The following is a 25,181-nucleotide window of genomic DNA, read 5'->3' on the forward strand; positions in this document are numbered from 1 at the left end:
TCGATTGTCGCCGATGGCGGTGTAAGCCCTGGGGGCGAACTGTCCCCAAGGCCGACAGATCTCACTGGCCACGCTGGTAACGGTTCACGGCCCGGTTGTGCTCGTCCAGGGTGGCACTGAAATGGCTGCGGCCGTCGCCCTTGGCCACAAAGTAGATGGCGGCCGTTTTGGCCGGTTGCACTGCGGCCAAGAGTGCCGACTTGCCGGGCATGGCAATGGGCGTCGGTGGCAGGCCGGCCCGGGTGTAGGTGTTCCAAGGTGTATCGCTTGTCAGGTGCACACGGCGCAAGTTGCCATCGAAAGCCTCGCCCAAACCATAAATCACCGTGGGGTCGGTTTGCAAACGCATGCCGATGCGCAGGCGGTTGTTAAAAACGCCCGAAATCAGCGGCCGGTCTGAGCCCTTGCCGGTTTCCTTTTCCACAATGCTGGCCAAAATCAAGGCCTCTTCCGGCGACTTGAGCGACGCATCGGGCTGCCGCAGCGCCCAAGCCTGCTGCACATGCTTGTCCATGGCCTTCATGGCCCGCTGCAAGACCGCCAGATCGCTCGACCCCTTGGCGTAGGAATAAGTGTCCGGGTAAAAACGCCCTTCAGGGGCCACACCGGGACGGCCCAATTGCGCCATCAAGGCGTCGTCGGCCAAAGCGCGGCTGTCCGGCTTGAGGCTCTCAGCTTTGGCCAAGGCTTGGCGCACTTGCCGCCAGTTCCAGCCCTCGACAATCGTCACCGTGCGCAGGCTTTCTTCGCCCCGCACCAGCATGTTCAGCAAGCGTTGCGGCGTGGTGCCAGGCGCCATTTCGTAACTGCCCGCCCGCATCTGGCGCGATTGGCCCGAGACGCGAAACCACGCATACAAGAGCGTGGGCGACGTTTGCGCCCCGGCGTCCACCACCGCTTGGGCGATGGACTTGGGCGAAGTGCCGGGCTCAATCGACAAATCCAGAGTGGCTTGGCGGGTGTCCATGGGCTGATTCAGCCACCAAAAGCCCGCCGCAGCCATTCCCAGGGCGAGCAACATCACACTGAGCAGTAACTTCATCAAGCCTTTGAGCACGGCCATGTCCTTTGTTCGGGTGTTGAAAACGTGGAGGGCATGATAATTCAGGCCTTGCCCCCCGGACCGAGTCACCCCATGAACACCCGCCCAGAATTGAGCCCACCCATGAACACCGTTTTGAATGGCACCAGCGCCCTGCCCCACTTGGGCGTGATCCAGGCCCAAGGCGAAGAAGCGGCCAACTTTTTGCACAACCAACTGAGCAACGACGTGCTGCTCTTGCCCGTGGGCCAAGCGCGACTGGCGGCTTTTTGCTCGGCCAAGGGGCGCATGCAGGCCAGTTTCATTCTGGTCAAAACCGCGCCCGATACCGTGCTGCTGGTCTTGAGCCTCGACTTGCTGGCCCAGACCCTCAAGCGCCTGTCCATGTTTGTGCTGCGGGCCAAAGTCAAAATGAGCGACGCCACGGGACAGTGGCAGCTGCGCGGTTTGCTGGGTGACAGCGCCCAGGCTGTGGTGGGCGGTGCCGCGCCTTGGGAGACCCTGGCGCAGGATATGGCGCACACCGTGGCGCTTTATCCCGCCGTATCGGGCGACACCAAAATTCCCCGCGCTTTGTGGATCGCCCCGGCGGGCCATGCGTTACCTGCAGGCGTCGATGTGCCCACCGATGTTTGGTCTTGGGCCGAGGTCATGAGCGGCGTGACGCTGGTCAGCCAGCCCGTGTTCGAAGCCTTCGTGCCACAAATGATGAATTACGAATCGGTGGGCGGCGTCAACTTCAAAAAAGGCTGCTACCCCGGGCAAGAGGTCGTGGCCCGCAGCCAATTTCGTGGCACCTTGAAGCGCCGCACGGCGCTGGTGCACAGCCCTGTGGCCCTGACGGCCGGGCAGGACGTGTTCACCCCAGCCGACCCCGATCAGCCTTGCGCTACCGTGGTTCTGAGTGCTGCCCGACCGGACGGCCAAGGTTTTGACGCACTGGTCAGCGGCACCACCGAGAGCCAGCAGACGGGGTGGCAAGTTGGCGGAGCAGACGGCACCGCCTTGGGGTTGCTGCCCTTGCCCTACACCTTGCTGGCCGACATTTGAGGGTTGACCAGAGTCTGAACAGGCCCTCATCGCCTTTGCATGACCCTTTCACGACGAGAGCGGCATCACTGGAGGGAGCAACACCCTCGAATGGCGTGCCTTGTCCCCCGTAGGAGCGACGCCCTCGTCGCGATAAGCCTCGCAGGCCACGACCCATCGCCCCGAGGGCGGGGCTCCTACAACATGCATGGCACCATCACACGCGAAGCACGGCATGCCTTGTCCCCCGTAGGAGCGACGCCCTCGTCGCGATAAGCCTCGCAGGCCACGACCCATCGCCCCGAGGGCGGGGCTCCTACAAAATGCATAACACCCACACACGCGATGCACCGCATGCCTTGTCCCCCGTAGGAGCGACGCCCTCGTCGCGATAGGCCTTGCAGGCCACAACCCATCGCCCCGAGGGCGGGGCTCCTGCAACATGCATGGCACCCGCACACGCGATGCACGGCATGCCTTGTCCCCCGTAGGAGCGATGCCCTCGTCGCGATAAGCCTCGCAGGCCACGACCCATCGCCCAGAGGGCGGGACTCCTACAACATGCCTGGCACCCGCACACGCGATGCACGGCATGCCTTGTCCCCCGTAGGAGCGACGCCCTCGTCGCGATAAGCCTCGCAGACCAGGCCCACAGGCAAGGCTGTGACCGCAAACACTACAGCTGGCGAACCATCTCGATGTGCGCAATGCCCGCTTCTTCAAATACCGCGCCATGCGGCTCAAATCCTGAGCGCTTGTAAAAACCTTCGGCGCTGCATTGGGCGTGCAGGATCACCTGGGTATCGCCCCGGTGCTTTGCCGCGTCCATCAGGGCATGCAGCACGCGGCGGCCCAGGTCGCTGCCGCGCATTTGCTTTTTGACCGCCATGCGACCAATGCGGGACACACCGGGCGCGTGTTGAATCAGGCGGCCTGTGGCCAGGCAAAAGCCCATTCGGTTCAGGGCCACCGCGTGCAAGGCGGTGTCGTCTTCATGGTCCCATTCCAGCTCGGCCGGAACTTTTTGCTCAAGCACAAACACTTCGGTGCGCAGCGGGCTGGCCAGCTTTTGAAAGTCGTGCCAAGCGCCCAGATGCACCTGCACCATGTCTTCGCCGCGCTCAAAGCCTTCGAGCATGTCGCGCAAGGGGGCCGGGACGGGCTGGCTCTTTTTGGCCACCGGGTCTGCGTACACATAGACCAGCTCGCTGGTGATCAGCAATTCATCACCCCGAAAAATCGCGCCCACAAAGGTCATGGACGAGTTGCCCACGCGTTCGCAGCGCATGCACACATCCAAAAAATCGTCCATCTCGGCGCTGGCGTGGTATTCGAGGCTGGCCTTTTTGACAAACATGTCCCCGCCCAGTTGGTGCATGGTGTCGGCGTAAGGCATGGCCAGGTTGCGCCAATAGTCGGTCACGGCGGTGTCGAAGTACATGAGGTAATGACCGTTGAAGACGATCTTTTGCATGTCCACCTCGACCCAGCGCACGCGCATGCGGTGGGAAAAACGGAAGTCTTGGCGTTTCATCTTGTTCCTTATGAGGGCTCTCGCGGCGGGGGCGCCGCTCTTACAAAAAAGCGGTTTTTAAGGCCCGGCCAGCATCGGCATGCGCTTGCAGGGCATCGGGAATGGCGCGGCCCATGGTGACAAAACCATGGATCACGCCTTTGTAAATCTCCAGATCAACCGGCACACCCGCCATGCGCAGCGTGTCGGCATAGCGCACGCCCTCGTCCACCAGCGGGTCGCATTCGGCCAGGCCCATCCAGCACGGGGCCAAATCGCTGTGGTCGGGCGCGTTGCCGGGGGCAAAGCGCCAATCATGACGGTCTTGAGCATCGATGTAGCCGTCAAAAAACCAGGCGATGGTGTCCTTGTCGAGCATGAAGCCTTGGCCAAAAGTGTGGTGCGAAGCCGTGTCTTGTTGGGAGCCACAGCCCGGGTAAAACAGCAGCTGCAAAGCGAGCTTCAGGCCTGCATCGCGGGCCATCAAGGCGCACACGGCAGACAAAGTGCCGCCTGCGCTGTCACCGCCTATGGCCAATCGTGAGCTGTCCAGGCCCAAGGTTTGGCCGTGCTGCTGCAGCCAGTTCAGCGCGTCCCAGGCGTCGTGCACGGCCGTGGGGAATCGGTGCTCGGGTGCGAGCCGGTAGTCCAGCGACACGACGGCGCAGTGGCCCTGGCGGCTGAGTTGGCGGCACAGCACGTCGTGCGTGGTCAAACTGCCCACCGTGAAACCGCCGCCGTGCAGGTACAGCAGCACGGGCAAGGCGGCGTCGCTTTGCGGGGCATAAAGCCGGGCGGGCATGGCGTGGCCATCGCGGGCAGGAATGGTGAGGTCCTGCACCTGGTCCACATGGGGCGCGGGCTGCAGGTCCAGGATCGGGCCGCCGATGTCGTAAAACGCACGGGCCTGTGCTGCCGTCATGGCGTGCATGGGGGGACGCCCTGCCCGCTCCACGCGGTCAATCAGGGTGCGGGTGGCCGGGTTCAGCAAGGATCGGGGGTTGAGGTGGTGGCTGCTCATGCAAGGCGGGGTCCTATCGCCAACGTGACGGCTCGGGGCCGTTGCGGCTGACAATGGACGGCTTCCTGAATCAAAATGAATGGCATCGTACAACGCGCCGGGGCCCCTGCCTGTCACCCCCGCCGCAAACATCCTCAGCACATCACCGGAGTGCCTCTCATGTCCTTCATCAATTACGTCACCCAAATCCAGATCGACTTTGGCGCTGTCAAGCTGCTGCAGGCCGAGTGCGAGCGCGTGGGCATCCGCAAACCCCTCATCGTGACCGATGCGGGCGTCAAGGCCGCAGGCGTGCTGCAAAAAGCGCTCGACGCCTTGCCCGACTTGCCTGTCATCGTGTTTGACCAAACCCCCTCCAACCCCACCGAGGCGGCTGTTCGCGCCGCTGCGGCCATGTACCAGAGCCACGGATGCGACGGTCTGATCGCAGTGGGTGGCGGCTCGGCCATCGACTGTGCCAAGGGCGTGGCCATTGCCGTGAGCCACGAAGGACCGCTCAAAACCTACGCAACCATAGAAGGCGGCTCGCTGAAAATCACCGACCGTGTGGCCCCCATCATCGCCGTGCCCACCACCAGCGGCACCGGCAGCGAGGTGGCACGCGGCGCGATTTTGATCTTGGACGACGGCCGCAAGTTGGGTTTTCACAGTTGGTTCATCGTGCCCAAAGCCGCCATTTGTGATCCCGAACTCACCTTGGGTTTGCCGCCCATGCTCACCGCTGCGACCGGCATGGACGCGGTGGCGCACTGCATGGAGACCTTCATGGCCGCGCCTTTCAACCCGCCCGCCGACGGCATTGCGCTGGACGGTTTGACCCGAGGTTGGGCCCACATTGAACGCGCCACCCACAACGGCCAAGACCGCGAAGCCCGCCTGAACATGATGAGCGCCAGCATGCAAGGCGCCATGGCCTTCCAAAAAGGGCTGGGTTGTGTGCACAGCTTGAGCCACAGCCTGGGCGGCGTGAACCCACGCCTGCACCACGGCACCTTGAACGCCATGTTTTTGCCCGCCGTGGTCACGTTCAACGCGGCTGCCGAATCGGTGCAAAAGGAAAACCGCCTGAACCGCATGGCCCAAGCCATGGGCTTGCAAAGCGGCAGCGACATCCCTGCGGCCATCCAGGACATGAACGTCCGTTTGGGCCTGCCCACCGGTTTGGGTGCCATGGGCGTGACGGAAAGCCTGTTTGACGCCGTCATCACTGGGGCGCTGGCCGACCATTGCCACAAGACCAACCCGCGCATCGCTTCGGCGGACGAATACCGCGACATGCTGCTGACCAGCCTGTGAGGCTTGGCGAAAGCCTTGATTTTGTGTTTCCCACCCCTGTGGACGTTTTTGTCGTACACCGCCATGGCATGACATCGCCCACTGGGTGAGCTCCCACAAAGAAGAAAAAACCATCGCTTGTGGGGGGGAAAGCGCCCCCCTGTGAGCGACAGTCAGCCCCCTGTGCGTGTGGACTCAAGACGTTTTTTCAAACGGGTTTTGGCCCTCTCGCGTGTCTGCGCTTTGGCCACATGCCCACGCAAAGCGGCATCCCAAGCCGACCGTGCCCAGCGCACGGCCTCGGCGGGCTCGTCAAAAATCGCATCGGGTGCCGTCCAATAAGACAGGGCCACGTCTTTGCCCTTCATGGGGTGGGTGAGGGGCGTCAAGTTCAGCGCTTCAAAATCGGGCCGGTTCACAGCGTCCGCCTTGAGGTACAGCCGGTTGTCCATGACGATGGCGAACATCAAGCCCTCGTGGTACAGGCCATGCCCGCCAAACGTGCGGCGGGCGGTGACCTGGCCCCACTTTTCCAACAGCTCCTGAACGAAGCCGATGAATTCACTCAAAGGCTGCCCCGACCGTGCTCGGCGTGGTACTTCTGGGCAGTTTCCCAGGCCATGGCTTGCAGGTGCGCGGCCACGTCAGCGGGCAGACCTGCGGTGTACTTGCTGCCGATCGGGTTGATTTTGAACACCGACGCCAGCACCGTGCTGGCCCCAAGGTAAGTGCCCTGCAAAGTCGGGTGGCGCTTGTCGCCAATGATGAGCGGGATGTCCGGACGTTTGGCCAAGGATGCGGCAAAAGCCAAGCCAGCCGGCACCACCAGCGCGTTGTTGGCTTTGCCCACCTTGGTGTATTCGGCCGCGAGTGGCTCGGTCATGTCGGGCTTGTCCGAATAGGCCCAGGACATGAACAGGATGGGCTCAGCCCCGTGCTTGCGGGCTGTGTCGCTGTGCTTTTTGGCAAATTCATGGAAAACCGGCTGCAGCTTGGGGTGGATGGGGCACTGGCTGCAGTCCATCATCATGACCGCGTCAAACGGCTTGTCAAAGGTGTTGAAACGCACCTCGTTGTCGCCCACAAACGAATAGCTCGACACGCCGCCGGGCTTGAAATAAGCCGCCACATCGTGCCAGTTGATGCCCGAGCCGCTGATGGTGGCCGACACATTGCGCACACTGCGCTTGCCATTGTCGGCCGCGCCCGCCATCAATTGGCCCAGGTGACCGTGCATGGAATTGTTGTAATAAAAAAAGCTGTTGCCCACCCACAGCATGCTGCGCAGCGGTGCCGTGGCGGTTTGGGCGGGTGGCTTGGCCGTGCTGACGGCAGGCCCGGTGCTGGGCAGTGTGCTGCAAGCGGCCAATACACCGGTGGCCAGCAGCAAGCTGGGTGTGCGAATCCAGTTCATGTTCTTCCGATCTTTTGAAGTGAAACCTGAACCAGTTTCGTGCAGTGCACCCTGCGCGTCAGTCACATCGGTTCAAAGGCCGTCGTGACTGGGCATCTTGGCGCCTACATGCAGCTCGCCCCGAGACTCGGCCAGCTCAACCTGGCGCTGACGCTCGGCCAGTTTGACCTTTTGCTCGGGTGTGCGCTGGTCGTGGCAGTGGTCACAGCTCACACCCAACACGTAGTTCGGCGACAACTTGTCCTGCTCGCTCAAAGGCCAGCGGCAGGAGCGGCACAGCTCATGGCTGCCCACGCCAAGGCCGTGGCCCACACTCACGCGCTCGTCAAACACAAAGCACTCACCCTCCCAGGTGCTTTGCTCGGGCGGAATTTCTTCCAGGTATTTGAGGATGCCGCCTTCGAGGTGATACACCTCGTAAAAACCGCGCATTTTCATCAGCGCGGTGGATTTTTCGCAGCGGATGCCGCCTGTGCAAAACATCGCCACCTTGGTCTTTTTGGCGGCTTCGCCTTGCAAATGGGGCTGCGCATCCAGCCAGGCGGGCAGCTGCACAAAGTTTTTGATGTTCGGGTTGACCGCGCCCTTGAAGGTGCCAATGGCCACCTCGTAGTCGTTGCGCGTGTCGATCACCACCACATCCGGGTCGGCCAGCAAGGCGTTCCAGTCGGCAGGTTTGACGTACTGGCCCACCGTCTTGTTCGGATCCAACTCGGGCACGCGCAGAGTCACGATCTCTTTTTTGAGCTTGACCTTCATGCGGGTGAACGGCGGCTTGGGGCTCCAGGACTCTTTGTGCACCAAGCTGGCCAGGCGCGGATCGGCCCGCAAAAACGCCAACACGGCGCGGATGCCGTTTTCAGGTCCGGCAATCGTGCCGTTGATGCCCTCGTGGGCCAAGAGCAAGGTGCCTTTGACCTCGTTGGCTTCGCAACAGGCTTGCAAAGGGGCTTGGAGGGCCTCGAAATCGGGCAAATCGACAAATTTGTAGAGGGCGGCGGTGAGGTAAAGGGTTTCGGTCAACATGCCGTAATTATCCATGCCAACAAGGGCAGGTTTTTCGTGAACGACAAGCTTCAGGAATGCTGAACAGTGGCCAAGGGCAAGAACAGGGTCAGCGGTGAGTCGGGCAAGGCGATGAAACCATGATGACTGTAAAAAGCAGCTGCCGCCTCGTCCTTGGCGTCCACGACCAGGGCGAAGGCGGCAATCTCTGAGCGAGCAGCGCGGTCAAGCGCATCGGCCAGTAACGCACCGCCCAGACCTTGGCCCTTGAATTCATGATCGACGGCCAAGCGGCCCATGCGCACGGCGGGCACCGTCGGGTAGCGCGGCAGCTTCTTGCGGGTGCTGGTCGGCAAATCGGCCAGATACAGGCTGGCCGAGGCCAAGGTGTAGTACCCCGCAATGCGCTGCCCGTCTGCCAGGGCCACAAAGCAGGCGGCGACGCGACGGCGAATGTCCTGGGTGGCTTGCTCGCGCAGGTAGCGATTGAGCGGCTCCGAATCGCAATGGAACTTGGCGCGGTCATGTGCCCCATCCAGCGGGGCCAGCAGGAACGGGGCGCGGCTCATTCAGAACGCAGCAGCTTGTTGCGACGACTGAAGGCACGCTCCAAAGCAGGGGCCGGTTTGGGTGGCGACAGTAGCGCCTGCGCAAAACAGGCTTGATCGGCCTGCGACAGACGAATGACATCCGCTTGTTCGATGGCCTGATGTGCGGCGGCCTGCACGGCAGACACCACAAAATCGGTCATGGTGCGACCCTGAAGCTCGGCCGCACGCTTGAGCATGGCATGCAGATCGGTGCTGATTCGGGCTTCGAGGCGGGCGGTAGAAATGGCTGCGGGCATGGTGGTGACCTCCTGATGCGAGGATACGGCAGTTTGCCGTATGGATCAAGATGACGACTGTTATGCGCCTCTTTCACTCGTCAGGCGTCCGTGCTGGCACTGAGAATGGCCTTAACCCCGTAAAGATCCCGGGCGACTTGGACGCAGAGCCCTTCAATTTCCTTTGTGGGAATCTGGACGTCCGGGACCATGATGGTCATCGCTCCAGCTGCATGCGCTGCTCTGACGCCGTTGAATGAGTCTTCGAGCGCAATGCACGATGCAGGTGCCGAGCCGAGCATGCTCATGGCCTTAAAGTAAACGTCTGGGTACGGCTTCCCTTGTGCAACATCGTCTCGGGCTGCCACGATCTGAAAGTAGGGACTCAAACCCGTTGCATCCAGATGGTGCCGCGCCTCTGCATGTTTCATCGACGTTGCGATGGCGAGTGGGACTTTTGGGGAGGAAAGATACTTTGCCAGGTCAGCAGCGCAGGCTTTAGAGGAACCCGTCCGCCGATTAGTGGTTCCAATCGGGTATTCATTGCCTTCAGATAGTTTGTTATCGGAAAGTCCGGATCATGGTCGGCGATTAGCCGGGCTTTCAGTTCACTTCCGAGAAGGCCAACCAGCGAGAGGACATAGCTGTGGGTGATGTTGACGCCAACGTCCTGACCGGCCTGCACCATCGCTTCTGCATAAAGTGGAACAGTGTCAAGTAAAAGGCCATCCATATCGAAGATGACAGCGCTGATTGGACGAGGTAGCAACATGTTGATCGAATGACAGATCAGAGCGCATCGAACTGGAGAAGGTCATGCAGCACACCCGAGGGGTCGCGGAACTTCACCACAACACCGACAGGACATCTTTGGGGCTCTTCGTCGACCAGCTCGCCCCCCGCTTCAACGACACTGCGCATACTCGCCTTGTATGGGCGAACTCCTCGGACGCCCGAGTTCTCGGCAAACCAGCGCCTCGTCAGCCGAACAGGTAGAAAATGATTGACTTGCTCGTTCTCACCCGAGTTTGTGAGAAGGGTCATGCCTCATAAGTGACCAAAACAACGTCAGCCGCCTCTTGGCGCAAAGGAATCAGCGCTTGGTAGGCTGCAGACCCATGCCAGCCCTCGGCCTCTTGCAGTGAGGGGAAACGAATCACCACGATGTCGGGGTGCGGGCAAACACCCGAAAAGGCCTTGACTTGCTCCCCCCGAAAAACCAGTTCCCCTCCAAAAGGCAGCAGGGTCGCCAAAACCTGCGATCGGTATTGGCCCCATTTTTCGGGGTTTTTCACAGTCATTTGACCGACGACATAGGCTTTAGACATGAGCGATCCTTATAAAGGCTGAACCATGGAGGTGGCAGGTTTTTGCAACCAGTGGCCAAACTCATCCGCCATCTGCTGCGCTGCGCTGGCAGCCGCGTTCCACACCTTCACCCGCCCCGCCAGATCGCGGTCGTAGGTCATGAAGTCCTTGCGGTCGGGCAGTTTGCCGCCCGGCAGGGTTTTGACCCATTCGGGGTTGGGGGCCAACACGATGGTGCTGTCCAGAAACGGCGTGGCGCCGTGTCGCCACTTGAGCGCTTTGTCGAGCCAGCCGGGCACCACGTTTTGCTGGAAGTGCGGGTACAGCACGATGGCCCGTTCGGGGCCTTGGGTGGGTACGGTCCAGTTCAGGTGCAGGTGGTAGTCGGTGATGCCGCCGTCCCAATAGGCGCCAGTGGGTGCGCCGGGGATGTCCTGCACGGCTTTCAGGGCAAAGGGGATAGAGCAACTGGCTTGCAAGGCGGGCATGAAGTTGCCCTCTGTCAGGCCCACGGCGCGGGTGCGAAAGTCTTGGGCGTCAAACGGCAAAGCCGGGCCCTGCCCTGAAAACACCACCCGCTCCAGCCAACCACCCAAGGCCCGGCGGTGAACGGCGTTGCTCAAAAATGCCCCCGCATAGCCCAGTGGCGTAGCCAGAGGGTGTTCGCGGTGCAGGATGTGCCGCCCGCGTGAGGTGACGATGTGCAGGCGGTAACGCGGGTGGCTCAGCACCTCGCCAATGCGGCCGCCGTAAAACGCTTGCAGGCTGTGTCCAAACGCTTCGCTCACCTGCTCGGCGCTCACGCGTTTTTTGCCCGGCAGCGGTTCGTAATGCTGGTGGATGTAGTCGTGCTCCAGCCGTTCAAACGCGGCCACCGGCTCATTCAGGCAAGCGGTGGCCATGCGCCAAGCGCCAATCGATGCGCCCACCAGGTCGACAGGCTGCTGGCTTTGGCTCAACCACTCGCCAAAGATGAATCGGTCGAGTGGGCCGAGGATCAGGCCTTTGGGGCCACCGGCTGCGCCCGGAATGACGCCGATGTGCTCGGGCCGCAGGCCATGTTCGCGGATGTGGGCCAAAGCCTTGGGGCCGGCGTGGATGTGAAGGGCTTGCATGGTGGGATCAATGGCTCTCAATGGTATTTAGTGCAAGGGGCTTCGGTAGGCGCGGCCTAAGCGCTCAGCCAAGGATTGCAGACGCAGGTCCAGCGACCACAGCACGGCCCCTTGACTCAGGCAGGTGGCGGCCAACAGTTGCAACTCAACCCAGCCGCAACCGCGCCCAAAAAGCTGCTCGCGCTCTAAAAAATCCAGCATTTCCGGCAAGCTGGCTTGCTGGGCAGCTTGCAGCGATGCCAAATCGGCCAAGGTTTGCGCACGCCGGGGCGGCGTGCCGCAAGCGATTTCGCCCAGGATGCAAGGATGAATCAACACCCGATCCTGCACCAGCAACGCCACCAAGGCCTCATTGCCGCGCCTGAAATGGTCCACCCACACCGAGGTGTCCACCAAAACAGGCGTCATGCGGGCAAGTCCTGCGCACGACGGGGAATGTCGGGCATGTCCACTTGGGTGCCGCCCAGTGCGGCCAGGCGTTTGGCCGCTTGCGTGCGGACAAAGGCCTTGATGGCCTCGCGAAACAAATCGGCCTTGTCCATGGACGGGTCGGCCACTTCCAAAGCCCTTTGGTAGAGCTGGTCTTCAATGGTCACGGTGGTTCGCATCACAGGCTCCAATCATCAAATAAGGTGCAATTATGCATCTCGGTGGATGACTTGGAGGGGTCAGAGTGAAGGCGCTTATTTCTTCAAGCCCTGCAATTTGGCAAAGGCGCTGGCCATGGCCGAACCTGCTCCGGCTGCGGGGGGGGAGGTGTAGCAACCGCCGCCGCGCTGGCGGTTGTCCCGCCCTGCCCCTTCAAACCGGTTGTCACGGGGGCCATCGCGCCGGGCAGGCGCGGCGTCGAGCTTCATGGTCAAGCTGATGCGCTTGCGGGCCACGTCGACTTCGAGCACCTTCACTTTGACGATGTCACCCGTCTTGACCACCTCGCGGGCGTCGGTGACGAACTTGTTGGCCAGCTGGCTCACATGGACCAGCCCGTCCTGGTGCACGCCCAAATCGACAAAAGCGCCAAACTGGGCGACGTTGCTCACGGTGCCCTCCAAGGTCATGCCCTCTTTCAGGTCCTTGATGTCTTCCACGCCGTCCGCCAGACGCGCCACTTTGAAGTCGGGGCGCGGGTCGCGGCCGGGTTTTTCCAGCTCGCCCAAGATGTCTTTGATGGTGATCGCACCGAATTTGTCGTTGGCAAACAGCTCGGGCTTGAGGGTTTTCAAAACGTCCGAGCGGCCCATGATCTCTTGAATAGGCTTGGCGGTTTTGACAATGATCTGCTCGACCACCGGGTAGGTTTCAGGGTGAACGCCCGTCATGTCGAGCGGGTTGTCGCCGCCGCGAATGCGCAGAAAGCCCGCGCTTTGCTCGAAAGTCTTGGCGCCCAGGCCAGTCACTTTCAGCAAATCCTGACGGGTTTTGAACACGCCATTGGCATCTCGCCAACGCACGACCGACTTGGCCACGCTGGACGACAAACCCGACACGCGGGTGAGCAAGGGGACGCTGGCTGTGTTCAGGTCCACGCCCACCGAGTTCACGCAGTCTTCGACCACGGCGTCCAGGGTTTTGGCCAGCTCGCTTTGGTTCACGTCGTGCTGGTATTGGCCCACGCCAATCGCCTTGGGGTCGATCTTCACCAGCTCAGAGAGCGGGTCTTGCAAGCGACGAGCAATGGATGCCGCGCCGCGCAGGCTCACGTCCACGTCGGGCATTTCTTGGCTGGCAAATTCACTGGCCGAGTACACCGAAGCACCCGCCTCGCTGACCACCACTTTTTGAATCTCGACACCTTCTCTCAGGCGGGCCAGTTGCTTGATCAGGTCCCCCGCCAGCTTGTCGGTCTCGCGGCTGGCAGTGCCGTTACCAATGGCGATCAGGTTCACGTTGTGCTTTTCGCAGAGCTTGGCCAGGGTGAAGAGCGAACCCTCCCAGTCCTTGCGCGGCTCGTGGGGGTACACCGTGGAGGTGTCGACCAGTTTGCCCGTCGCATCCACCACGGCCACCTTCACGCCCGTGCGAATGCCCGGGTCCAGACCCATGACCACGCGGGGGCCAGCGGGCGCGGCCAGCAGCAGGTCGCGCAGGTTGTCGCTGAAGACCTTGATGGCGACTTTTTCGGCCTCTTCGCGCAAGCGGGCAAACAAATCCCGCTCAGTCGACAGGCTCAGTTTCACGCGCCAAGTCCAGGCCACACATTTACGAATCAGGTCGTCCGATGGGCGGGCCGCATGGCTCCAACCAAGGTGCATGGCGATCTTGCCTTCGGCGATGCTGGGTTTGCCGGGCTCGGGCTCCACAGGAAGAACCAGTTTGGCGTCCAGCATTTCCAATGCGCGGCCACGAAAAACGGCCAAAGCGCGGTGGCTGGGCACGCGGCCAATCGGCTCGTCGTAGTCAAAGTAATCGCGGAACTTGGACACATCGGCGTTGTTCTCGTCCTTGCCGTCGGCCAGCTTGCTTTTGAAAAGGCCCTCGTTCCACAGCCATTCGCGCAGGGCTTGCACCAGTGATGCGTCTTCGGCCCAGCGCTCGCTCAGCAAATCGCGCACGCCGTCCAGCACAGCAGCCGTGGTGGTGAAGTCGGCGCCTTCGATTGCACCTGGGGCCAGCACAAAGGCGGCAGCCTCGGCGTGCGGGTCGAGTGTGGGGTCAGCAAACAGCTTGTCCGCCAAAGGCTCCAGACCGGCTTCGCGGGCAATCATGCCTTTGGTGCGGCGCTTGGGCTTGAAGGGCAAATACAGGTCTTCCAGCTCTTGTTTGGTGGGCGCGGCGTCGATGGCGGCCAGCAACTCGGGCGTCATCTTGCCCTGCTCGGTGATGCTTTTGATCACGGCGGCGCGGCGGTCTTCCAGCTCGCGCAAATAACCCAGACGCGACTCCAGCTCGCGCAGCTGGATGTCGTCCAGGCCGCCGGTCACTTCTTTGCGGTAACGGGCGATGAAGGGGACGGTGGCGCCGCCATCGAGCAGCTCCACGGCGGTCTTGACCTGGTCAGGGCGGATACGGATTTCTGCGGCCAGTTGGGCCAGGATTTTCTGCATGTCTCAGGTCACATCACTAGATAGAAAGCGGGCGAGTTTGCCACAAAGCTTGCCCTGTTCAGCCGCCTCAAAGGCACACCCGAACGAACAGTCGTCAAAATCGACAAAAGAGAAATTTGATACATTTTGATAAATTTCACCAAATTTATTGACAAAGTTGACAATTGCAAAGAGAATAAACACATAAACACACAAATTCATCTACAATCGTCAACCAAGAGATCACTCTTTATGAAATTCGTTGAATCTAAGCTTCGCTTCTGTGGCAACCGACTTCTCCGCACCCTGGCCTTGGTGGTCTCGGCGGTGGGAATCAGCGCGTGCACCAGCGTGCCATCACAAAACATTTCATCCAATGAGTTCAACGCATTCAACGCCATGCCGACCCAAAATCGGATCATGAACAACGTGCGGATCAAGTGGGAAATTCGGGACGACGTGGCGCAGTACTGTGCGCGTGCCTATCAGATGGGGCGAGAACAAGCTTATTTGACACCCCCTCTGGCCTGCGCCATGTGGGATGCCGTCAAGGCCGAATGCACCGTGGTCACTGGCCCCGTGACCACCCATGTGGCCTTGGGCCACGAGGTTCGGCATTGTTTTGAGGGGCACTTTCACCGTTGAAGCGGTGAAAGCCCAAAATCAACTTTCGCGCAAGGCCTTGCGCAAACCCTCGCCCACTTCAGGGCGAGCGGCAAAGGGGTCCGGCGGGTTCAGGCCCTGCACAATCGCCTCCATCCGGCTTTGCACATTGCCCAGCGCCTGCGGGTGGCTGTAGATGTAGAACTGACCACTGACCACAGCATCAAACACTTTTTGCGCCACATCGGCCGCTGACACCTTGCCACTGCCAACAGCTTTATCACTTTGCGCCTGTCCTATCAATTGGCTGGCTGTGGGCTTGTCGGCCGCCAGGTCCACAGGTCGGTTTCGGTGGCTCTGACTGATGCCAGTGGGCACAAAGTAAGGGCACAAGACACTGGCGCTGACTTGGTCACTCACCAGTTGCAAGTCTTGGTACAAAGTCTCGGTCAGTGACACCACCGCGTGTTTGCTCACGTTGTAGATGCCCATATTGGGGGGCGTCAACAGACCGGCCATGCTGGCGGTGTTGACGATGTGGCCTCGGTAAGCCGGGTCGGCCTTGGCGGCTTCAAGCATCATGGGGGTGAACAGGCGCACGCCGTGCACCACGCCCCAGAGGTTGACACCCAGCACCCATTCCCAATCGGCCACCGAGTTTTCCCAGACCAAGCCCCCTGCCCCCACGCCCGCGTTGTTGAACACGAAGTGCGGTGCGCCAAAACGGGCTTTCACGTCGGCAGCCAGTTGCTCCATGGCCTGGGCATTGGACACGTCGACCTTGCGGGCCAACACCTGCACGCCTTGGGCGGTCATTTCGGCCTCGGCTTTGTCCAAAGCGTCTTGCTGCACGTCGACCAGCACCAGGTTCATGCCCAGCCGGGCACCAATGCGGGCGCATTCCAGCCCGAAGCCTGAACCCGCGCCCGTCAGCACAGCGGTTTTGCCTTTGAAATCGTCGATCATGCGGATACCTTTTTGAGTGTGAACCCGACACGCGGGAAATGAACATGGACCGTGCCCGCACGGTCATCGGTGCGACGCAGGGTGTACCGGGTGCGTGTGGCCGCGATCAACTCACCCTCGGTGGGCTCCAAGCCGAAGTTGTCGGCCGCCACCAGCACCGGGCTGCCCAGGGCAATGCCGTGCTCGTCTTGAAACACGTCGCCCGGCTCGGTGGCGGGCGTTGAGTTGCGGGCCACTTGCAAGGCTTCTTCGGCGCTGCATTTGCCAGCCGTGCCGTGACCCATGGCCTGCATGCGGGCCATCCAGGCTTGGATCTCGGGCGTGGCATCCAAAATGCCCGCCAATGCAGGCGTTCGCTCTTGGGTGAACCACAGTGGGTGATAGACCGCAAAATCGGCCACCCCAGGCTGCTCGCCGAACAAGAAGTCCTGACCGTGCAACATGTTGGCGATGCGGCGCAGATAACTCTTGTAGGTGCCCGTGGCGTCCGCAGACGCCATGCGGGATGCGCCCCCGCGCATGGCGGTGCGGTCAGCAACAAAAGCCTGCACGCCTTCAGCGGGTGCACCCGCAAAAACTTGCGCCACCCCGGCGGGCTGAAAGTTGTAGGCCATGGCGGCGGTGAACAAGGCGCTGTCGGCCCACTGGGCCACGATCCTGGCCGCACCTTTCACGGCGTCGGGATAGATCGTTGGCGTGGGGGCCAGATGCTCCAGCACATCGCAGATCAAGGCGGTGTCGCAGTAAATGTCGGCTCCGATCTGCAGCACCGGCGTTTTGCGGTAGCCGCCCGTCAGGGCCGTCAAGTCGGGCTTGGGCATGATCATGGGGATGAACACGCTCTTCCAGGCCAATTGTTTGTAGCCCAGAATCAGCCGGATTTTTTCAGCAAACGGCGAAGTCGGGTAGTGGTGCAAGATCAGATCGGACATGCGCGTGGCCTCAGACCAGTTTGACCAATTGCTTGCCGAAGTTCTTGCCTTTGAGCAGACCCAGGAAAGCCTCAGGCGCAGCGGCCAAACCTTGCGCCACGGATTCGCGGGGGCGCAGTTTGCCGGTGCCCACCAAGGTGCCGAGTTCGTTCAAAGCCTCAGGCCAAACTTCCATGTGCTCGCTGACGATGAAGCCTTCGATCTTCATGCGGTTGACCAAAATCAGCGCCGGGTTGGCCATGGGCAATGGCGCACCGTCGTAGCCGGCGATCATGCCGCACACCGCAATGCGGGCGAAGGCGTTGGTGCGCAGCATGACCGCGTCCAAAACCATGCCGCCCACGTTTTCAAAATGGCCGTCGATGCCGTTCGGGCAAGCTTCACGCAGGGCTTTGGACAGGCTCAGGTAATCCTTGTGCTCTTTGTAGTCGATGCAGGCGTCAAAACCCAGTTCATTGACCACGTAGTCGCATTTGTCTTTGCCACCGGCAATGCCGACCACGCGGCAGCCACGGGCCTTGGCCAGTGCGCCATAGGCGCTGCCCACTGCACCGCTGGCGGCGCTCACCGTGACGGTCTCACCCGCTTTGGGGTTGATGATCTTGACCAGGCCATACCAAGCGGTCACGCCGGGCATGCCCACAGCACCCAGGTAATGCGACAAGGGCACATGGGTGGTGTCCACCTTGCGCAGCGCACCGAGCACGTTGGCATCGACCACGCTGTACTCTTGCCAGCCGCCCATGCCGACCACTTGGTCACCGGCCTTGAACTTGGGGTGCAGGCTGTCCACCACCTCACCCACGGTGGCGCCGATCATGACTTGGCCCAGGGGCTGGGGCACGGCGTAGCTCTTGCTCTCGTTCATGCGGCCGCGCATGTAAGGGTCCAGGCTCATGAAGTGGTGCTTGACCAGCACTTGGCCGTCTTGCAAGGCCGGAATGGGGGCTTCAACCAACTTGAAGTTGGCCACAGTGGCTTCGCCTTGGGGGCGGTTGTCGAGCAGGATTTGGTGATTGATGGTCATGAAAAGGTCTCCAGTCGTTGGTAAAAAAATCGAGGCAAATGACCGCTGAAAACTCAGTCGGTGGCTGTGGGAAGTGTTTCGCGGTGGGGCACATATTTGAAAGTGCCCGTGGCCATGGCACAGAGCTGCCCTTGGTCGTCGTAGATCCGTGCCTCGGTGAAGGCCATGGACTTGGTGCGGTGCTGCAACAAACCTTGGCCGACCAAGTGCTGACCCGATCGCGCGATGGCAGGCCGCATGAAACTTGTTTTCATCTCAATGGTGACCACGCCAAAACCTGGATCGACGCTGCGTGCCGCAGTGGCCATGACCACATCCAAAAACGTCATCACAGCCCCGCCATGGGTCACATCGAATGAATTGAGGTGTTCGGGACGGGGGGCAAAATGCAACTCGGATCGGCCCCCCTCAAAAACTTCCAGGCTGAAGCCCAGGTGGTCCACAAAGGGAATCTTGACGCCAAACGGAATGCTCATGAATGCCCGGCTCCCGTGCTCAACCGCCAATGATGGCGCTCACGCCACCATCCACCGCCATCCACTGGCCTGTGATGTGCTTTCCAGCGTCCGAGGCGTACAACAAAGCCAGACCTTTGAGGTCTTCGTCGTCGCCCAAACGACGCAGCGGAGCGCCCTGAGCCATTTTGTCGGCCCCCAGCTTTTCGAGCAGGCCATAGGTCATTTTGCTGGGGAAAAAGCCGGGGCAAATCGCGTTCACAGTGATGCCGTGTTCACCCCACTCACCCGCCAAGGCGCGGGTGAAGTTGATCACCGCACCTTTGGAGGTGTTGTAGGCGATGGTTTTCATCTCTGAGGGGTTGCCCGCCAGCCCGGCAATCGAGGCGACGTTCAAGATGCGGCCCTTGCCACGGGGAATCATGCAACGCTTGGCCACCTCTTGCGAAAGGATGAAATAGCCACGCACGTTCAGGTTCATGACCTTGTCCCAGGCTTCAACCGGGTGGTCTTCGGCCGGGGCACCCCAGGTGGCACCGGCGTTGTTGACCAAAATGTCGATCGGGCCCATGCGTTCGATGGTCTCTGCCGCCAGACGGCGAATGTCGTCTTCTTTGCCGCAGTCGGCCGCAATCCAGCGGGCGTCAATGCCTGCGGCTTGCAACTCGGCAGCCGCTTGTTCCAGATCAGCGGCTTTGCGCGAACTGAGCATGATCTTGGCACCGGCTTCGCCCAAGGCGTGGGCCATTTGCAAGCCCAGGCCACGAGAGCCGCCTGTGACCAAGGCGACTTGTCCGGTCAGATCAAAGAGTTGTTGAATGGTGCGAGCCATGATGAGCTTCCTTGGGGGTTGAATTCAGAGGGTGAAATCCATGCAGCAGCGTTCTAAAACCACGGCCTGCATGAACGGTTTGATGGCCTGATGTTGCGGGTGTTTTTGATAGGCCGCTAGCACATGGGCGTCATCGACCAGCATGTGCAGCACCAAATCGTGGGTGCAGTCCATGCCGGGGGTGGCGGTGGCGACTTCAAAAGTGCGAATACCGGGCACCACTTGGGCACACGACAGCAACACATCTTTGGCTTTGGCCAGGTTGGCGGCTTTGTCGGCCCCTTGTGCCTGGTCATGCAAGCGCCACATCACCATGTGGCGGATCATCAAAAAGCCTCTTCAGGCAGATCGGCACAAGTGGCGTCGCGGCTGCTGACCACGTTCAGCCAGGCACCGATCTTGGGCAATTCGTAGCGGAAGAAGTAACGGCAGGCAGCGCGACGGCCCTGCGCGGCAGGGGTATTGTTGCCGTCCAGGCTGGCTGCCACATCGAGCCAGATCCAGGCGATCACGGTGTGGCCAAAGGCCTGCAAATACGGCACGGCATTGGCCAGCGCCTGCGCGGGTTCTGCGCCATCCCAGGCTTGTTGTGTGGCTTGGCCGATTTGCTGGAGCGCGTCACGCAAAGCTTCAGCTTCAGGCCCCCAAATGGCTTGCGCCTTGTTCGCGGTGGACAACATGCGCTCAGCCAGCAGTTGCAGGCCCCGGCCGTTTTCCATCAACACCTTGCGGCCCAGCAAGTCCATGGCCTGGATGCCGTGGGTGCCCTCGTGGATCATGTTCAGGCGGTTGTCACGCCAGTATTGCTCGACCGGAAAGTCACGCGTATAGCCGTAACCCCCATGGATCTGGATCGCCAGGCTGTTGGCCTCCAGGCACCATTCGCTGGGGAAGCTCTTGACGATGGGCGTCAGCACTTCGAGCAGCAAACGTGCCACATCGGCGTCTTCGGCGGTGCCGGTGTGCTGCTCGTCGACCAAGCGGGCGCAGTACAAAGCCAGCGCCAGAGCGCCTTCGCTGTAGGCTTTTTGAGCAAGCAGCATGCGCTTGATGTCGGCGTGCTCGATGATGCGCACCTGCGGGCGGCTGGCGTCTTTGCCCCCTGCCCCTGTGGGCCTGCCTTGCGGGCGGTTTTTGGCGTAGTCGAGGCTGGCGTAATAACCGGCCATGCCCAGCATGGTGGCGGCCATGCCTACGCCAATGCGGGCCTCGTTCATCATATGAAACATGCAGCGCAGGCCTTCGCCGGGCTTGCCGACCAAGTAGCCCACGGCGCCGCTTCCGCCACCGTCTAAGCCTCCACCTGAATCGCCTCTCACCGGGTACTTGCCTTCGCCAAAGTTCAGCAGCGTATTGGTGGTGCCGCGCCAGCCGCATTTGTGGTTCAAACCCGCCAGCGCCACATCATTGCGTTCTCCCGTCAGCTGTCCATTCGTGTCCACCATCTTTTTGGGCACGATGAAGAGCGAGATGCCTTTGACGCCGGGCACCAACTGGCCATTGGCATCGGGTATCTTGGCCAGCACCAAATGGATGATGTTTTCGGAGAGTTCGTGCTCGCCGGACGAAATCCACATCTTGTTGCCCTTGAGGCGGTAGCGTGCACCCAAAGCGTCGTCTTCAAAGCCTTCGCCATCGGGCGTAGCGCGGGTGGTCACGTCACTGAGCGACGAGCCCGCTTGCGGTTCGCTCAGGCACATGGTGCCCGAAAAACGCCCCGAAAATTCGTTGGCGGCAAACACCTGCTTTTGCAAATCGGTGCCGTGCACCATGAGCAAATTGGCGTTGCCGCTGGTGAGCATGCCCGAGCCGATGCTGACCGAGGCCATGGCAAAAAACGCGTTGGCGGCCGCTTCGACCGTGTAGGGCAGCTGCATGCCGCCAATCTCGTAGTCTTGCGCGGCGCTGAGCATGCCCGACTCGGCATAGGCCTTGTAGGCGTCGTGTGTGGCCTGAGGCAGGATGACTTTTTCGCCATCAAAGTGCGGCTCTTGCGTGTCGACCAAGCGGTTGAACGGCGCGTACTTCTCGCGGGCGATGCGCTCGCAGGTGTCGAGCACGGCGTCAAAGGTTTCGCGCGAGTGGTCGGCAAAACGTTCGCGGGACTGCAGGCTTTCCACCTTCAGCCAGTCGTGCAGCAAAAAATCAACGGTGGGGCGCAGGCTCATGTCGCATCATCCCGGTTCAGAAAAATAAAACAGACAAAGAAAAAGGCGGTCAGCTGCAAACCGACCGCCTTGGTGTTGATCAGGCGTCAACAGCCACCGGCATCACAGCACTTCAAAAATGCCGCAAGCGCCCATGCCGCCGCCGATGCACATGGTCACTGCCACGCGCTTGGCACCACGGCGTTTGCCTTCGATCAGGGCGTGGCCTGTCAGGCGCTGGCCCGACACACCGTAGGGGTGGCCCACCGCGATCGCGCCGCCGTTGACGTTCAAGCGGTCAGCCGGGATGCCCAGCTTGTCACGGCAGTACAGCACCTGCACGGCAAACGCTTCGTTCAGTTCCCACAAGTCAATGTCTTGCACGGTGAGGCCCAGACGCGCCAGTGCTTTGGGCACGGCGTAGACGGGGCCAATGCCCATTTCGTCAGGCTCGCAACCGGCCACGGCAAAACCGAGGAAGCGACCCAGGGGCTTCAAGCCACGTTGTTCGGCCAGCTTTTCGTCCATCAGCACGCAAGCGCCTGCGCCATCCGAGAACTGGCTGGCATTGCCTGCCGACACCAGGCCGCCGGGCAGCGCAGAGCGCAGGCCGCTGATGGCTTCCACGGTGGTGCCTTCGCGCAGGCCTTCGTCCGCACTCACGGTCACTTGCTTGGTGGTCATGCCCATGACCTTGTCGATCACGCCTTGCGTGACGGTGATGGGAGCGATTTCGTCGTTGAACAAACCAGCGGCTTGCGCAGCGCAAGCTTTTTGCTGGCTGGCCGCGCCATACGCGTCCATCACATCGCGGCCAATCTTGTAGCGCTTGGCCACTTGCTCGGCGGTTTGCAGCATGTTCCAGTAAATCTCGGGCTTCATCTTGGCCAGCGCCAAGTCTTGCAGCATGTGGGTGTTCATCTCTTGCTGCACGCAAGAGATGCTTTCCACGCCACCGGCCACATACACCTGGCCTTCGCCCGCGATGATGCGTTGTGCAGCCAAGGCAATGGTTTGCAGACCGGACGAGCAAAAACGGTTGACGGTCATGCCCGACACCGAGATGGGCAAACCGGCCTTGAGGGCGATCTGGCGGGCGATGTTGGCACCCGTTGCCCCTTCGGGCGTGGCGCAGCCCATGATCACGTCTTCGACTTCGGCGGCATCAATGCCAGCGCGGGCCACGGCGTGTTGCACCGCGTGGCCGCCCAAAGTGGCGCCATGGGTCATGTTGAAAGCGCCCTTCCAGCTCTTGGCCAGAGGGGTGCGGGCGGTCGATACGATAACGGCGTTGGTCATTTTGAATCCTTGTTTTGGCTCGTTGAGCGTTGAGTGTCAGGCGTTAATGGGTGATCGTCTGGCGTTGAGCGAGCAGTGAAGTGGTCTTTTGACACGCAACACTGAACTCTCAAACTGCAACACAGAACCCTCAACGCCCGACGCGCCTCAGTTGAATGTCTTGCCTTCGGCCACCAAGCGTGCCAACAAGGGCGCGGGTTGCCAGAATTGGGCGTCGTCATGGGGGTTTTTGGCAAAGCGCTTCATGGCTTCGGCCACGTTGAACAGGCCAATCGTGTCGGCGTAGTTCATGGGGCCACCGCGCCAGAACGGGAAGCCATAGCCGGTGATGTAGACCATGTCGATGTCGCTGGCCTTGCTGGCAATGCCTTCTTCCAGAATGTGGGCGGCTTCGTTGACCAGCGAGAACACCAGGCGCTGAACGATTTCGTCGTCCGAAATCTTGCGCGGGGTGATGCCCATGTCAGCGCGGTGCTTTTCGATCATCTCGACCACCACGGCGCTGGGGATCGCGTCGCGCTTGCCGGTTTGGTAGTCGTACCAGCCTGCGCCGGTTTTCTGACCGTAGCGGCCCATTTCGCACAGCAAGTCAGCGGTTTTGCTGTACTTGAGGTCGGGCTTTTCGGTGTAACGGCGCTTGCGGATCGCCCAGCCGATGTCGTTGCCCGCCAAGTCGCCCATGCGGAAGGGGCCCATGGCAAAGCCGAATTTCTCAACGGCTTTGTCGACCTGCGCAGGGGTGCAGCCTTCTTCGATCAGGAAACCAGCTTGGCGGCTGTATTGCTCGATCATGCGGTTGCCGATGAAACCATCACACACGCCCGAGACCACCGAGGTCTTCTTGATCTTCTTGCCAATCGCCATCACGGTGGCCAGCACGTCTTTGCCGGTTTGGGCACCACGCACCACTTCGAGCAGCTTCATCACGTTGGCCGGGCTGAAGAAGTGCATGCCCACCACGTCTTGAGGACGCTGGGTGAAGCTGGCGATCTTGTTCACATCCAAGGTGGAAGTGTTGGACGCCAAAATCGCGCCGGACTTCATCACTTCGTCGAGCTTCTTGAAAACGGCTTCTTTCACGCCCATTTCTTCGAACACGGCTTCGATCACCAGGTCGGCCTGACCGATGTCGTCGTAGCTCAGCGTGGTGCTCAGCAAAGCCATGCGCTGCTCGTATTTGTCTTGCTTGAGCTTGCCCTTTTTGACTTGGGCTTCGTAATTTTTGCGGATGGTGGCCACGCCACGGTCCAGCGCGTCTTGCTTCATTTCCAAAATCTTGACCGGGATGCCCGCGTTCAAGAAGTTCATCGAAATACCACCGCCCATGGTGCCGGCACCAATGACCGCGATGCTCTGGATGTCGCGCTTGGGGGTGTCGGCGGGCACATCGGGGATCTTGCTGGCTGCACGGTCGGCCATGAAGATGTGACGCAAAGCACGGCTTTCGGGCGTGAGCATCAGGTTCATGAAGATCTCACGCTCAACGACCATGCCGTCTTCGAACTTCTTCTTGGTAGCGGCTTCGACGGCGTCCACACATTGGGCAGGGGCTGGCAGGTTTTTGGCCATGCCTTTGACCATGTTGCGGGTGAACTGGAAGTACGCATCGCCTTGAACGTGCTTGCAAGGCAGGTTGCGCACCAGGGGCAGCGGGCTGCCATCGGCGTGGGCAGCGGCCACTTTGCGGGCCAGCGCAAAGGCTTCTTCGGGCAGGCTCTCGGCCGATTGGGCCATGGCGTCAAACAGCTTTTGACCGGGCAACATGGCCAGCATTTCGCTCTTGATGGCTTCGCCGCTGACGATCATGTTCAGGGCCGCTTCCACGCCAATCACGCGGGGCAGGCGCTGTGTGCCGCCCGCGCCGGGGATCAGACCCAGCTTGACTTCAGGCAGCGCAATCGAGGTGCCAGGCGCTGCAATGCGGTAGTGGCAACCCAAGGCCAGCTCCAAACCACCGCCCATGGCCACCGAATGAATGGCCGCCACCACCGGCTTGGCCGAGTTTTCGCAAGCGCGAATCACGCTCAGCAAATTGGGTTCTTGGATCGCTTTGGGCGAGCCGAATTCACGGATGTCTGCGCCACCGGAAAAGGCCTTGCCGCCGCCCGTGATGACAATGGCTTTGACAGCCGCGTCGTTGTTGGCTTTTTCCAAACCATCGGTGATGCCGATGCGTGTGGACAGACCCAAACCGTTGACCGGCGGGTTCATCAGGGTGATGACCGCGACATCGCCGTGGACTTTGTATTCAGCTGTCATGCTGGACTTCCTTTGCGTGAAAAATTAAAAAAGAACGACCGTTCGTTTTTTGCCATTTTAGACAGAAAAACCGAGCCAAAACGAAATTTT

The 25,181-nt window shown here is 60.9% G+C and carries 27 protein-coding genes; 3 read left to right on the plus strand and 24 right to left on the minus strand.

Annotated features, from left to right (window positions below; genetic code table 11):
• Positions 1 to 61 precede the first annotated feature (61 nt).
• Positions 62 to 1,063 carry an endolytic transglycosylase MltG gene (gene mltG / locus AMM41_RS11170; RefSeq protein ID WP_089957727.1) on the minus strand — a complete coding sequence of 334 codons (1,002 nt, stop codon included), beginning with the start codon at positions 1,061 to 1,063 and terminating at the stop codon, positions 62 to 64.
• 72 nt (positions 1,064 to 1,135) lie between these two features.
• Between mltG and AMM41_RS11175 the strand changes: the two genes are divergently transcribed.
• Positions 1,136 to 2,092 (plus strand): CAF17-like 4Fe-4S cluster assembly/insertion protein YgfZ, encoded by a 957-nt coding sequence (locus AMM41_RS11175; RefSeq protein WP_228769236.1) that lies wholly within the window; start codon positions 1,136 to 1,138, stop codon positions 2,090 to 2,092.
• Between the two features lie 655 nt (positions 2,093 to 2,747).
• On the opposite strand, the gene AMM41_RS11180 is transcribed toward AMM41_RS11175, so the two are convergent.
• Together AMM41_RS11180 and AMM41_RS11185 are read right to left on the minus strand one after the other, a co-directional pair.
• On the minus strand, positions 2,748 to 3,605 hold the full coding sequence (locus AMM41_RS11180; RefSeq protein ID WP_089957730.1) for a YbgC/FadM family acyl-CoA thioesterase: 858 nt from the start codon (positions 3,603 to 3,605) through the stop codon (positions 2,748 to 2,750).
• Between the two features lie 40 nt (positions 3,606 to 3,645).
• Complete coding sequence (locus AMM41_RS11185; protein ID WP_089957733.1) at positions 3,646 to 4,605, minus strand: alpha/beta hydrolase; 960 nt, start codon at positions 4,603 to 4,605, stop codon at positions 3,646 to 3,648.
• 159 nt (positions 4,606 to 4,764) lie between these two features.
• Between AMM41_RS11185 and AMM41_RS11190 the strand changes: the two genes are divergently transcribed.
• Entirely contained in the window at positions 4,765 to 5,901 is a 1,137-nt protein-coding gene (locus AMM41_RS11190; protein WP_089957736.1) for an iron-containing alcohol dehydrogenase, read from the plus strand.
• A 152-nt stretch (positions 5,902 to 6,053) separates the two neighbouring features.
• Here AMM41_RS11190 and AMM41_RS11195 read toward each other — a convergent pair whose 3' ends face one another.
• The 12 genes from AMM41_RS11195 to AMM41_RS11255 all read right to left on the minus strand — a co-directional run bounded on the left by AMM41_RS11195 (position 6,054) and on the right by AMM41_RS11255 (position 14,592).
• Positions 6,054 to 6,449 (minus strand): TfoX/Sxy family protein, encoded by a 396-nt coding sequence (locus AMM41_RS11195; protein WP_089957739.1) that lies wholly within the window; start codon positions 6,447 to 6,449, stop codon positions 6,054 to 6,056.
• Positions 6,446 to 7,294 carry a hypothetical protein gene (locus tag AMM41_RS11200; RefSeq protein ID WP_089957742.1) on the minus strand — a complete coding sequence of 283 codons (849 nt, stop codon included), beginning with the start codon at positions 7,292 to 7,294 and terminating at the stop codon, positions 6,446 to 6,448. Before AMM41_RS11200 ends, AMM41_RS11195 begins: the two co-directional genes overlap by 4 nt.
• 72 nt (positions 7,295 to 7,366) lie before the next feature.
• On the minus strand, positions 7,367 to 8,320 hold the full coding sequence (locus AMM41_RS11205) for an oxygen-dependent tRNA uridine(34) hydroxylase TrhO (protein ID WP_228769237.1): 954 nt from the start codon (positions 8,318 to 8,320) through the stop codon (positions 7,367 to 7,369).
• Positions 8,321 to 8,370: 50 nt separating this feature from the next.
• Positions 8,371 to 8,868 carry a GNAT family N-acetyltransferase gene (locus AMM41_RS11210; protein WP_089957749.1) on the minus strand — a complete coding sequence of 166 codons (498 nt, stop codon included), beginning with the start codon at positions 8,866 to 8,868 and terminating at the stop codon, positions 8,371 to 8,373.
• Positions 8,865 to 9,146, minus strand: coding sequence for a type II toxin-antitoxin system TacA family antitoxin (locus tag AMM41_RS11215; protein ID WP_089957752.1), 282 nt, complete (start codon positions 9,144 to 9,146; stop codon positions 8,865 to 8,867). The genes AMM41_RS11210 and AMM41_RS11215 overlap by 4 nt, the downstream gene beginning before the upstream one ends.
• Before the next feature lie 80 nt (positions 9,147 to 9,226).
• Complete coding sequence (locus AMM41_RS22375) at positions 9,227 to 9,556, minus strand: HAD family hydrolase (protein WP_368664971.1); 330 nt, start codon at positions 9,554 to 9,556, stop codon at positions 9,227 to 9,229.
• Positions 9,553 to 9,897 (minus strand): HAD hydrolase-like protein, encoded by a 345-nt coding sequence (locus AMM41_RS22380; RefSeq protein WP_089957758.1) that lies wholly within the window; start codon positions 9,895 to 9,897, stop codon positions 9,553 to 9,555. Before AMM41_RS22380 ends, AMM41_RS22375 begins: the two co-directional genes overlap by 4 nt.
• 268 nt (positions 9,898 to 10,165) lie before the next feature.
• Positions 10,166 to 10,453, minus strand: coding sequence for a DUF1330 domain-containing protein (locus AMM41_RS11235; RefSeq protein WP_089957763.1), 288 nt, complete (start codon positions 10,451 to 10,453; stop codon positions 10,166 to 10,168).
• A gap of 9 nt (positions 10,454 to 10,462) precedes the next feature.
• Complete coding sequence (locus tag AMM41_RS11240) at positions 10,463 to 11,548, minus strand: patatin-like phospholipase domain-containing protein (protein WP_089957768.1); 1,086 nt, start codon at positions 11,546 to 11,548, stop codon at positions 10,463 to 10,465.
• Between the two features lie 27 nt (positions 11,549 to 11,575).
• Positions 11,576 to 11,956 (minus strand): type II toxin-antitoxin system VapC family toxin, encoded by a 381-nt coding sequence (locus AMM41_RS11245; protein WP_089957771.1) that lies wholly within the window; start codon positions 11,954 to 11,956, stop codon positions 11,576 to 11,578.
• Positions 11,953 to 12,156, minus strand: coding sequence for a type II toxin-antitoxin system VapB family antitoxin (locus AMM41_RS11250; protein WP_089957774.1), 204 nt, complete (start codon positions 12,154 to 12,156; stop codon positions 11,953 to 11,955). Before AMM41_RS11250 ends, AMM41_RS11245 begins: the two co-directional genes overlap by 4 nt.
• Before the next feature lie 75 nt (positions 12,157 to 12,231).
• Positions 12,232 to 14,592, minus strand: a complete 2,361-nt coding sequence (locus tag AMM41_RS11255; protein ID WP_089957777.1) for a Tex family protein — start codon at positions 14,590 to 14,592, stop codon at positions 12,232 to 12,234.
• A gap of 231 nt (positions 14,593 to 14,823) precedes the next feature.
• Between AMM41_RS11255 and AMM41_RS11265 the strand changes: the two genes are divergently transcribed.
• The gene (locus AMM41_RS11265; RefSeq protein WP_089957781.1) at positions 14,824 to 15,216 is read left to right on the plus strand and encodes a hypothetical protein; all 393 of its coding nucleotides are present in this window, start codon (positions 14,824 to 14,826) and stop codon (positions 15,214 to 15,216) included.
• 18 nt (positions 15,217 to 15,234) lie between these two features.
• Here the strand turns inward: AMM41_RS11265 and AMM41_RS11270 are convergent, their stop codons facing one another.
• From AMM41_RS11270 to AMM41_RS11310, 9 genes are all read right to left on the minus strand, one after another.
• Positions 15,235 to 16,140: an SDR family oxidoreductase gene (locus tag AMM41_RS11270; protein WP_089957784.1), complete on the minus strand. Its 906-nt coding sequence runs from the start codon at positions 16,138 to 16,140 to the stop codon at positions 15,235 to 15,237.
• Positions 16,137 to 17,072 carry a glutathione S-transferase family protein gene (locus AMM41_RS11275; RefSeq protein ID WP_089957787.1) on the minus strand — a complete coding sequence of 312 codons (936 nt, stop codon included), beginning with the start codon at positions 17,070 to 17,072 and terminating at the stop codon, positions 16,137 to 16,139. Before AMM41_RS11275 ends, AMM41_RS11270 begins: the two co-directional genes overlap by 4 nt.
• Positions 17,073 to 17,082: 10 nt before the next feature.
• On the minus strand, positions 17,083 to 18,099 hold the full coding sequence (locus tag AMM41_RS11280; RefSeq protein WP_089957789.1) for an NADP-dependent oxidoreductase: 1,017 nt from the start codon (positions 18,097 to 18,099) through the stop codon (positions 17,083 to 17,085).
• A gap of 53 nt (positions 18,100 to 18,152) precedes the next feature.
• Positions 18,153 to 18,575 (minus strand): PaaI family thioesterase, encoded by a 423-nt coding sequence (locus tag AMM41_RS11285; protein ID WP_089957793.1) that lies wholly within the window; start codon positions 18,573 to 18,575, stop codon positions 18,153 to 18,155.
• Between the two features lie 19 nt (positions 18,576 to 18,594).
• Complete coding sequence (locus tag AMM41_RS11290) at positions 18,595 to 19,386, minus strand: SDR family oxidoreductase (RefSeq protein ID WP_089957796.1); 792 nt, start codon at positions 19,384 to 19,386, stop codon at positions 18,595 to 18,597.
• 24 nt (positions 19,387 to 19,410) lie between these two features.
• Entirely contained in the window at positions 19,411 to 19,713 is a 303-nt protein-coding gene (locus AMM41_RS11295; protein ID WP_089957799.1) for a Dabb family protein, read from the minus strand.
• Positions 19,713 to 21,554, minus strand: a complete 1,842-nt coding sequence (locus AMM41_RS11300; RefSeq protein WP_089957801.1) for an acyl-CoA dehydrogenase — start codon at positions 21,552 to 21,554, stop codon at positions 19,713 to 19,715. The genes AMM41_RS11295 and AMM41_RS11300 overlap by 1 nt, the downstream gene beginning before the upstream one ends.
• 102 nt (positions 21,555 to 21,656) lie before the next feature.
• On the minus strand, positions 21,657 to 22,832 hold the full coding sequence (locus AMM41_RS11305; RefSeq protein WP_089957804.1) for an acetyl-CoA C-acyltransferase: 1,176 nt from the start codon (positions 22,830 to 22,832) through the stop codon (positions 21,657 to 21,659).
• Positions 22,833 to 22,979: 147 nt separating this feature from the next.
• Positions 22,980 to 25,091 carry a 3-hydroxyacyl-CoA dehydrogenase NAD-binding domain-containing protein gene (locus AMM41_RS11310; protein ID WP_089957807.1) on the minus strand — a complete coding sequence of 704 codons (2,112 nt, stop codon included), beginning with the start codon at positions 25,089 to 25,091 and terminating at the stop codon, positions 22,980 to 22,982.
• Between the last annotated feature and the right edge of the window lie 90 nt (positions 25,092 to 25,181).

Source organism: Limnohabitans sp. 2KL-3 (assembly GCF_001269405.1).
In the GTDB taxonomy this organism is placed as follows: Bacteria; Pseudomonadota; Gammaproteobacteria; order Burkholderiales; family Burkholderiaceae_C; genus Limnohabitans_A.

Bases quoted from the DNA above. Each gene is read 5' to 3' on its own strand.
- AMM41_RS11215 (WP_089957752.1), bottom strand. From the start codon at position 9,146: ATGCCCGCAGCCATTTCTACCGCCCGCCTCGAAGCCCGAATCAGCACC.
- AMM41_RS11295 (WP_089957799.1), bottom strand. From the start codon at position 19,713: ATGATCCGCCACATGGTGATGTGGCGCTTGCATGACCAGGCACAAGGG.
- AMM41_RS11300 (WP_089957801.1), bottom strand. From the start codon at position 21,554: ATGAGCCTGCGCCCCACCGTTGATTTTTTGCTGCACGACTGGCTGAAG.
- AMM41_RS11205 (WP_228769237.1), bottom strand. From the start codon at position 8,320: ATGTTGACCGAAACCCTTTACCTCACCGCCGCCCTCTACAAATTTGTC.
- AMM41_RS11265 (WP_089957781.1), top strand. From the start codon at position 14,824: ATGAAATTCGTTGAATCTAAGCTTCGCTTCTGTGGCAACCGACTTCTC.
- AMM41_RS11245 (WP_089957771.1), bottom strand. From the start codon at position 11,956: ATGACGCCTGTTTTGGTGGACACCTCGGTGTGGGTGGACCATTTCAGG.
- AMM41_RS11235 (WP_089957763.1), bottom strand. From the start codon at position 10,453: ATGTCTAAAGCCTATGTCGTCGGTCAAATGACTGTGAAAAACCCCGAA.
- AMM41_RS11285 (WP_089957793.1), bottom strand. From the start codon at position 18,575: ATGAGCATTCCGTTTGGCGTCAAGATTCCCTTTGTGGACCACCTGGGC.
- AMM41_RS22375 (WP_368664971.1), bottom strand. From the start codon at position 9,556: ATGAAACATGCAGAGGCGCGGCACCATCTGGATGCAACGGGTTTGAGT.
- AMM41_RS11180 (WP_089957730.1), bottom strand. From the start codon at position 3,605: ATGAAACGCCAAGACTTCCGTTTTTCCCACCGCATGCGCGTGCGCTGG.
- AMM41_RS11310 (WP_089957807.1), bottom strand. From the start codon at position 25,091: ATGACAGCTGAATACAAAGTCCACGGCGATGTCGCGGTCATCACCCTG.
- AMM41_RS11305 (WP_089957804.1), bottom strand. From the start codon at position 22,832: ATGACCAACGCCGTTATCGTATCGACCGCCCGCACCCCTCTGGCCAAG.
- AMM41_RS11270 (WP_089957784.1), bottom strand. From the start codon at position 16,140: ATGATCGACGATTTCAAAGGCAAAACCGCTGTGCTGACGGGCGCGGGT.
- AMM41_RS11280 (WP_089957789.1), bottom strand. From the start codon at position 18,099: ATGACCATCAATCACCAAATCCTGCTCGACAACCGCCCCCAAGGCGAA.
- AMM41_RS11250 (WP_089957774.1), bottom strand. From the start codon at position 12,156: ATGCGAACCACCGTGACCATTGAAGACCAGCTCTACCAAAGGGCTTTG.
- AMM41_RS11275 (WP_089957787.1), bottom strand. From the start codon at position 17,072: ATGTCCGATCTGATCTTGCACCACTACCCGACTTCGCCGTTTGCTGAA.
- AMM41_RS11185 (WP_089957733.1), bottom strand. From the start codon at position 4,605: ATGAGCAGCCACCACCTCAACCCCCGATCCTTGCTGAACCCGGCCACC.
- AMM41_RS11255 (WP_089957777.1), bottom strand. From the start codon at position 14,592: ATGCAGAAAATCCTGGCCCAACTGGCCGCAGAAATCCGTATCCGCCCT.
- AMM41_RS11240 (WP_089957768.1), bottom strand. From the start codon at position 11,548: ATGCAAGCCCTTCACATCCACGCCGGCCCCAAGGCTTTGGCCCACATC.
- mltG (WP_089957727.1), bottom strand. From the start codon at position 1,063: ATGGCCGTGCTCAAAGGCTTGATGAAGTTACTGCTCAGTGTGATGTTG.
- AMM41_RS22380 (WP_089957758.1), bottom strand. From the start codon at position 9,897: ATGTTGCTACCTCGTCCAATCAGCGCTGTCATCTTCGATATGGATGGC.
- AMM41_RS11200 (WP_089957742.1), bottom strand. From the start codon at position 7,294: ATGAACTGGATTCGCACACCCAGCTTGCTGCTGGCCACCGGTGTATTG.
- AMM41_RS11190 (WP_089957736.1), top strand. From the start codon at position 4,765: ATGTCCTTCATCAATTACGTCACCCAAATCCAGATCGACTTTGGCGCT.
- AMM41_RS11175 (WP_228769236.1), top strand. From the start codon at position 1,136: ATGAACACCCGCCCAGAATTGAGCCCACCCATGAACACCGTTTTGAAT.
- AMM41_RS11210 (WP_089957749.1), bottom strand. From the start codon at position 8,868: ATGAGCCGCGCCCCGTTCCTGCTGGCCCCGCTGGATGGGGCACATGAC.
- AMM41_RS11290 (WP_089957796.1), bottom strand. From the start codon at position 19,386: ATGGCTCGCACCATTCAACAACTCTTTGATCTGACCGGACAAGTCGCC.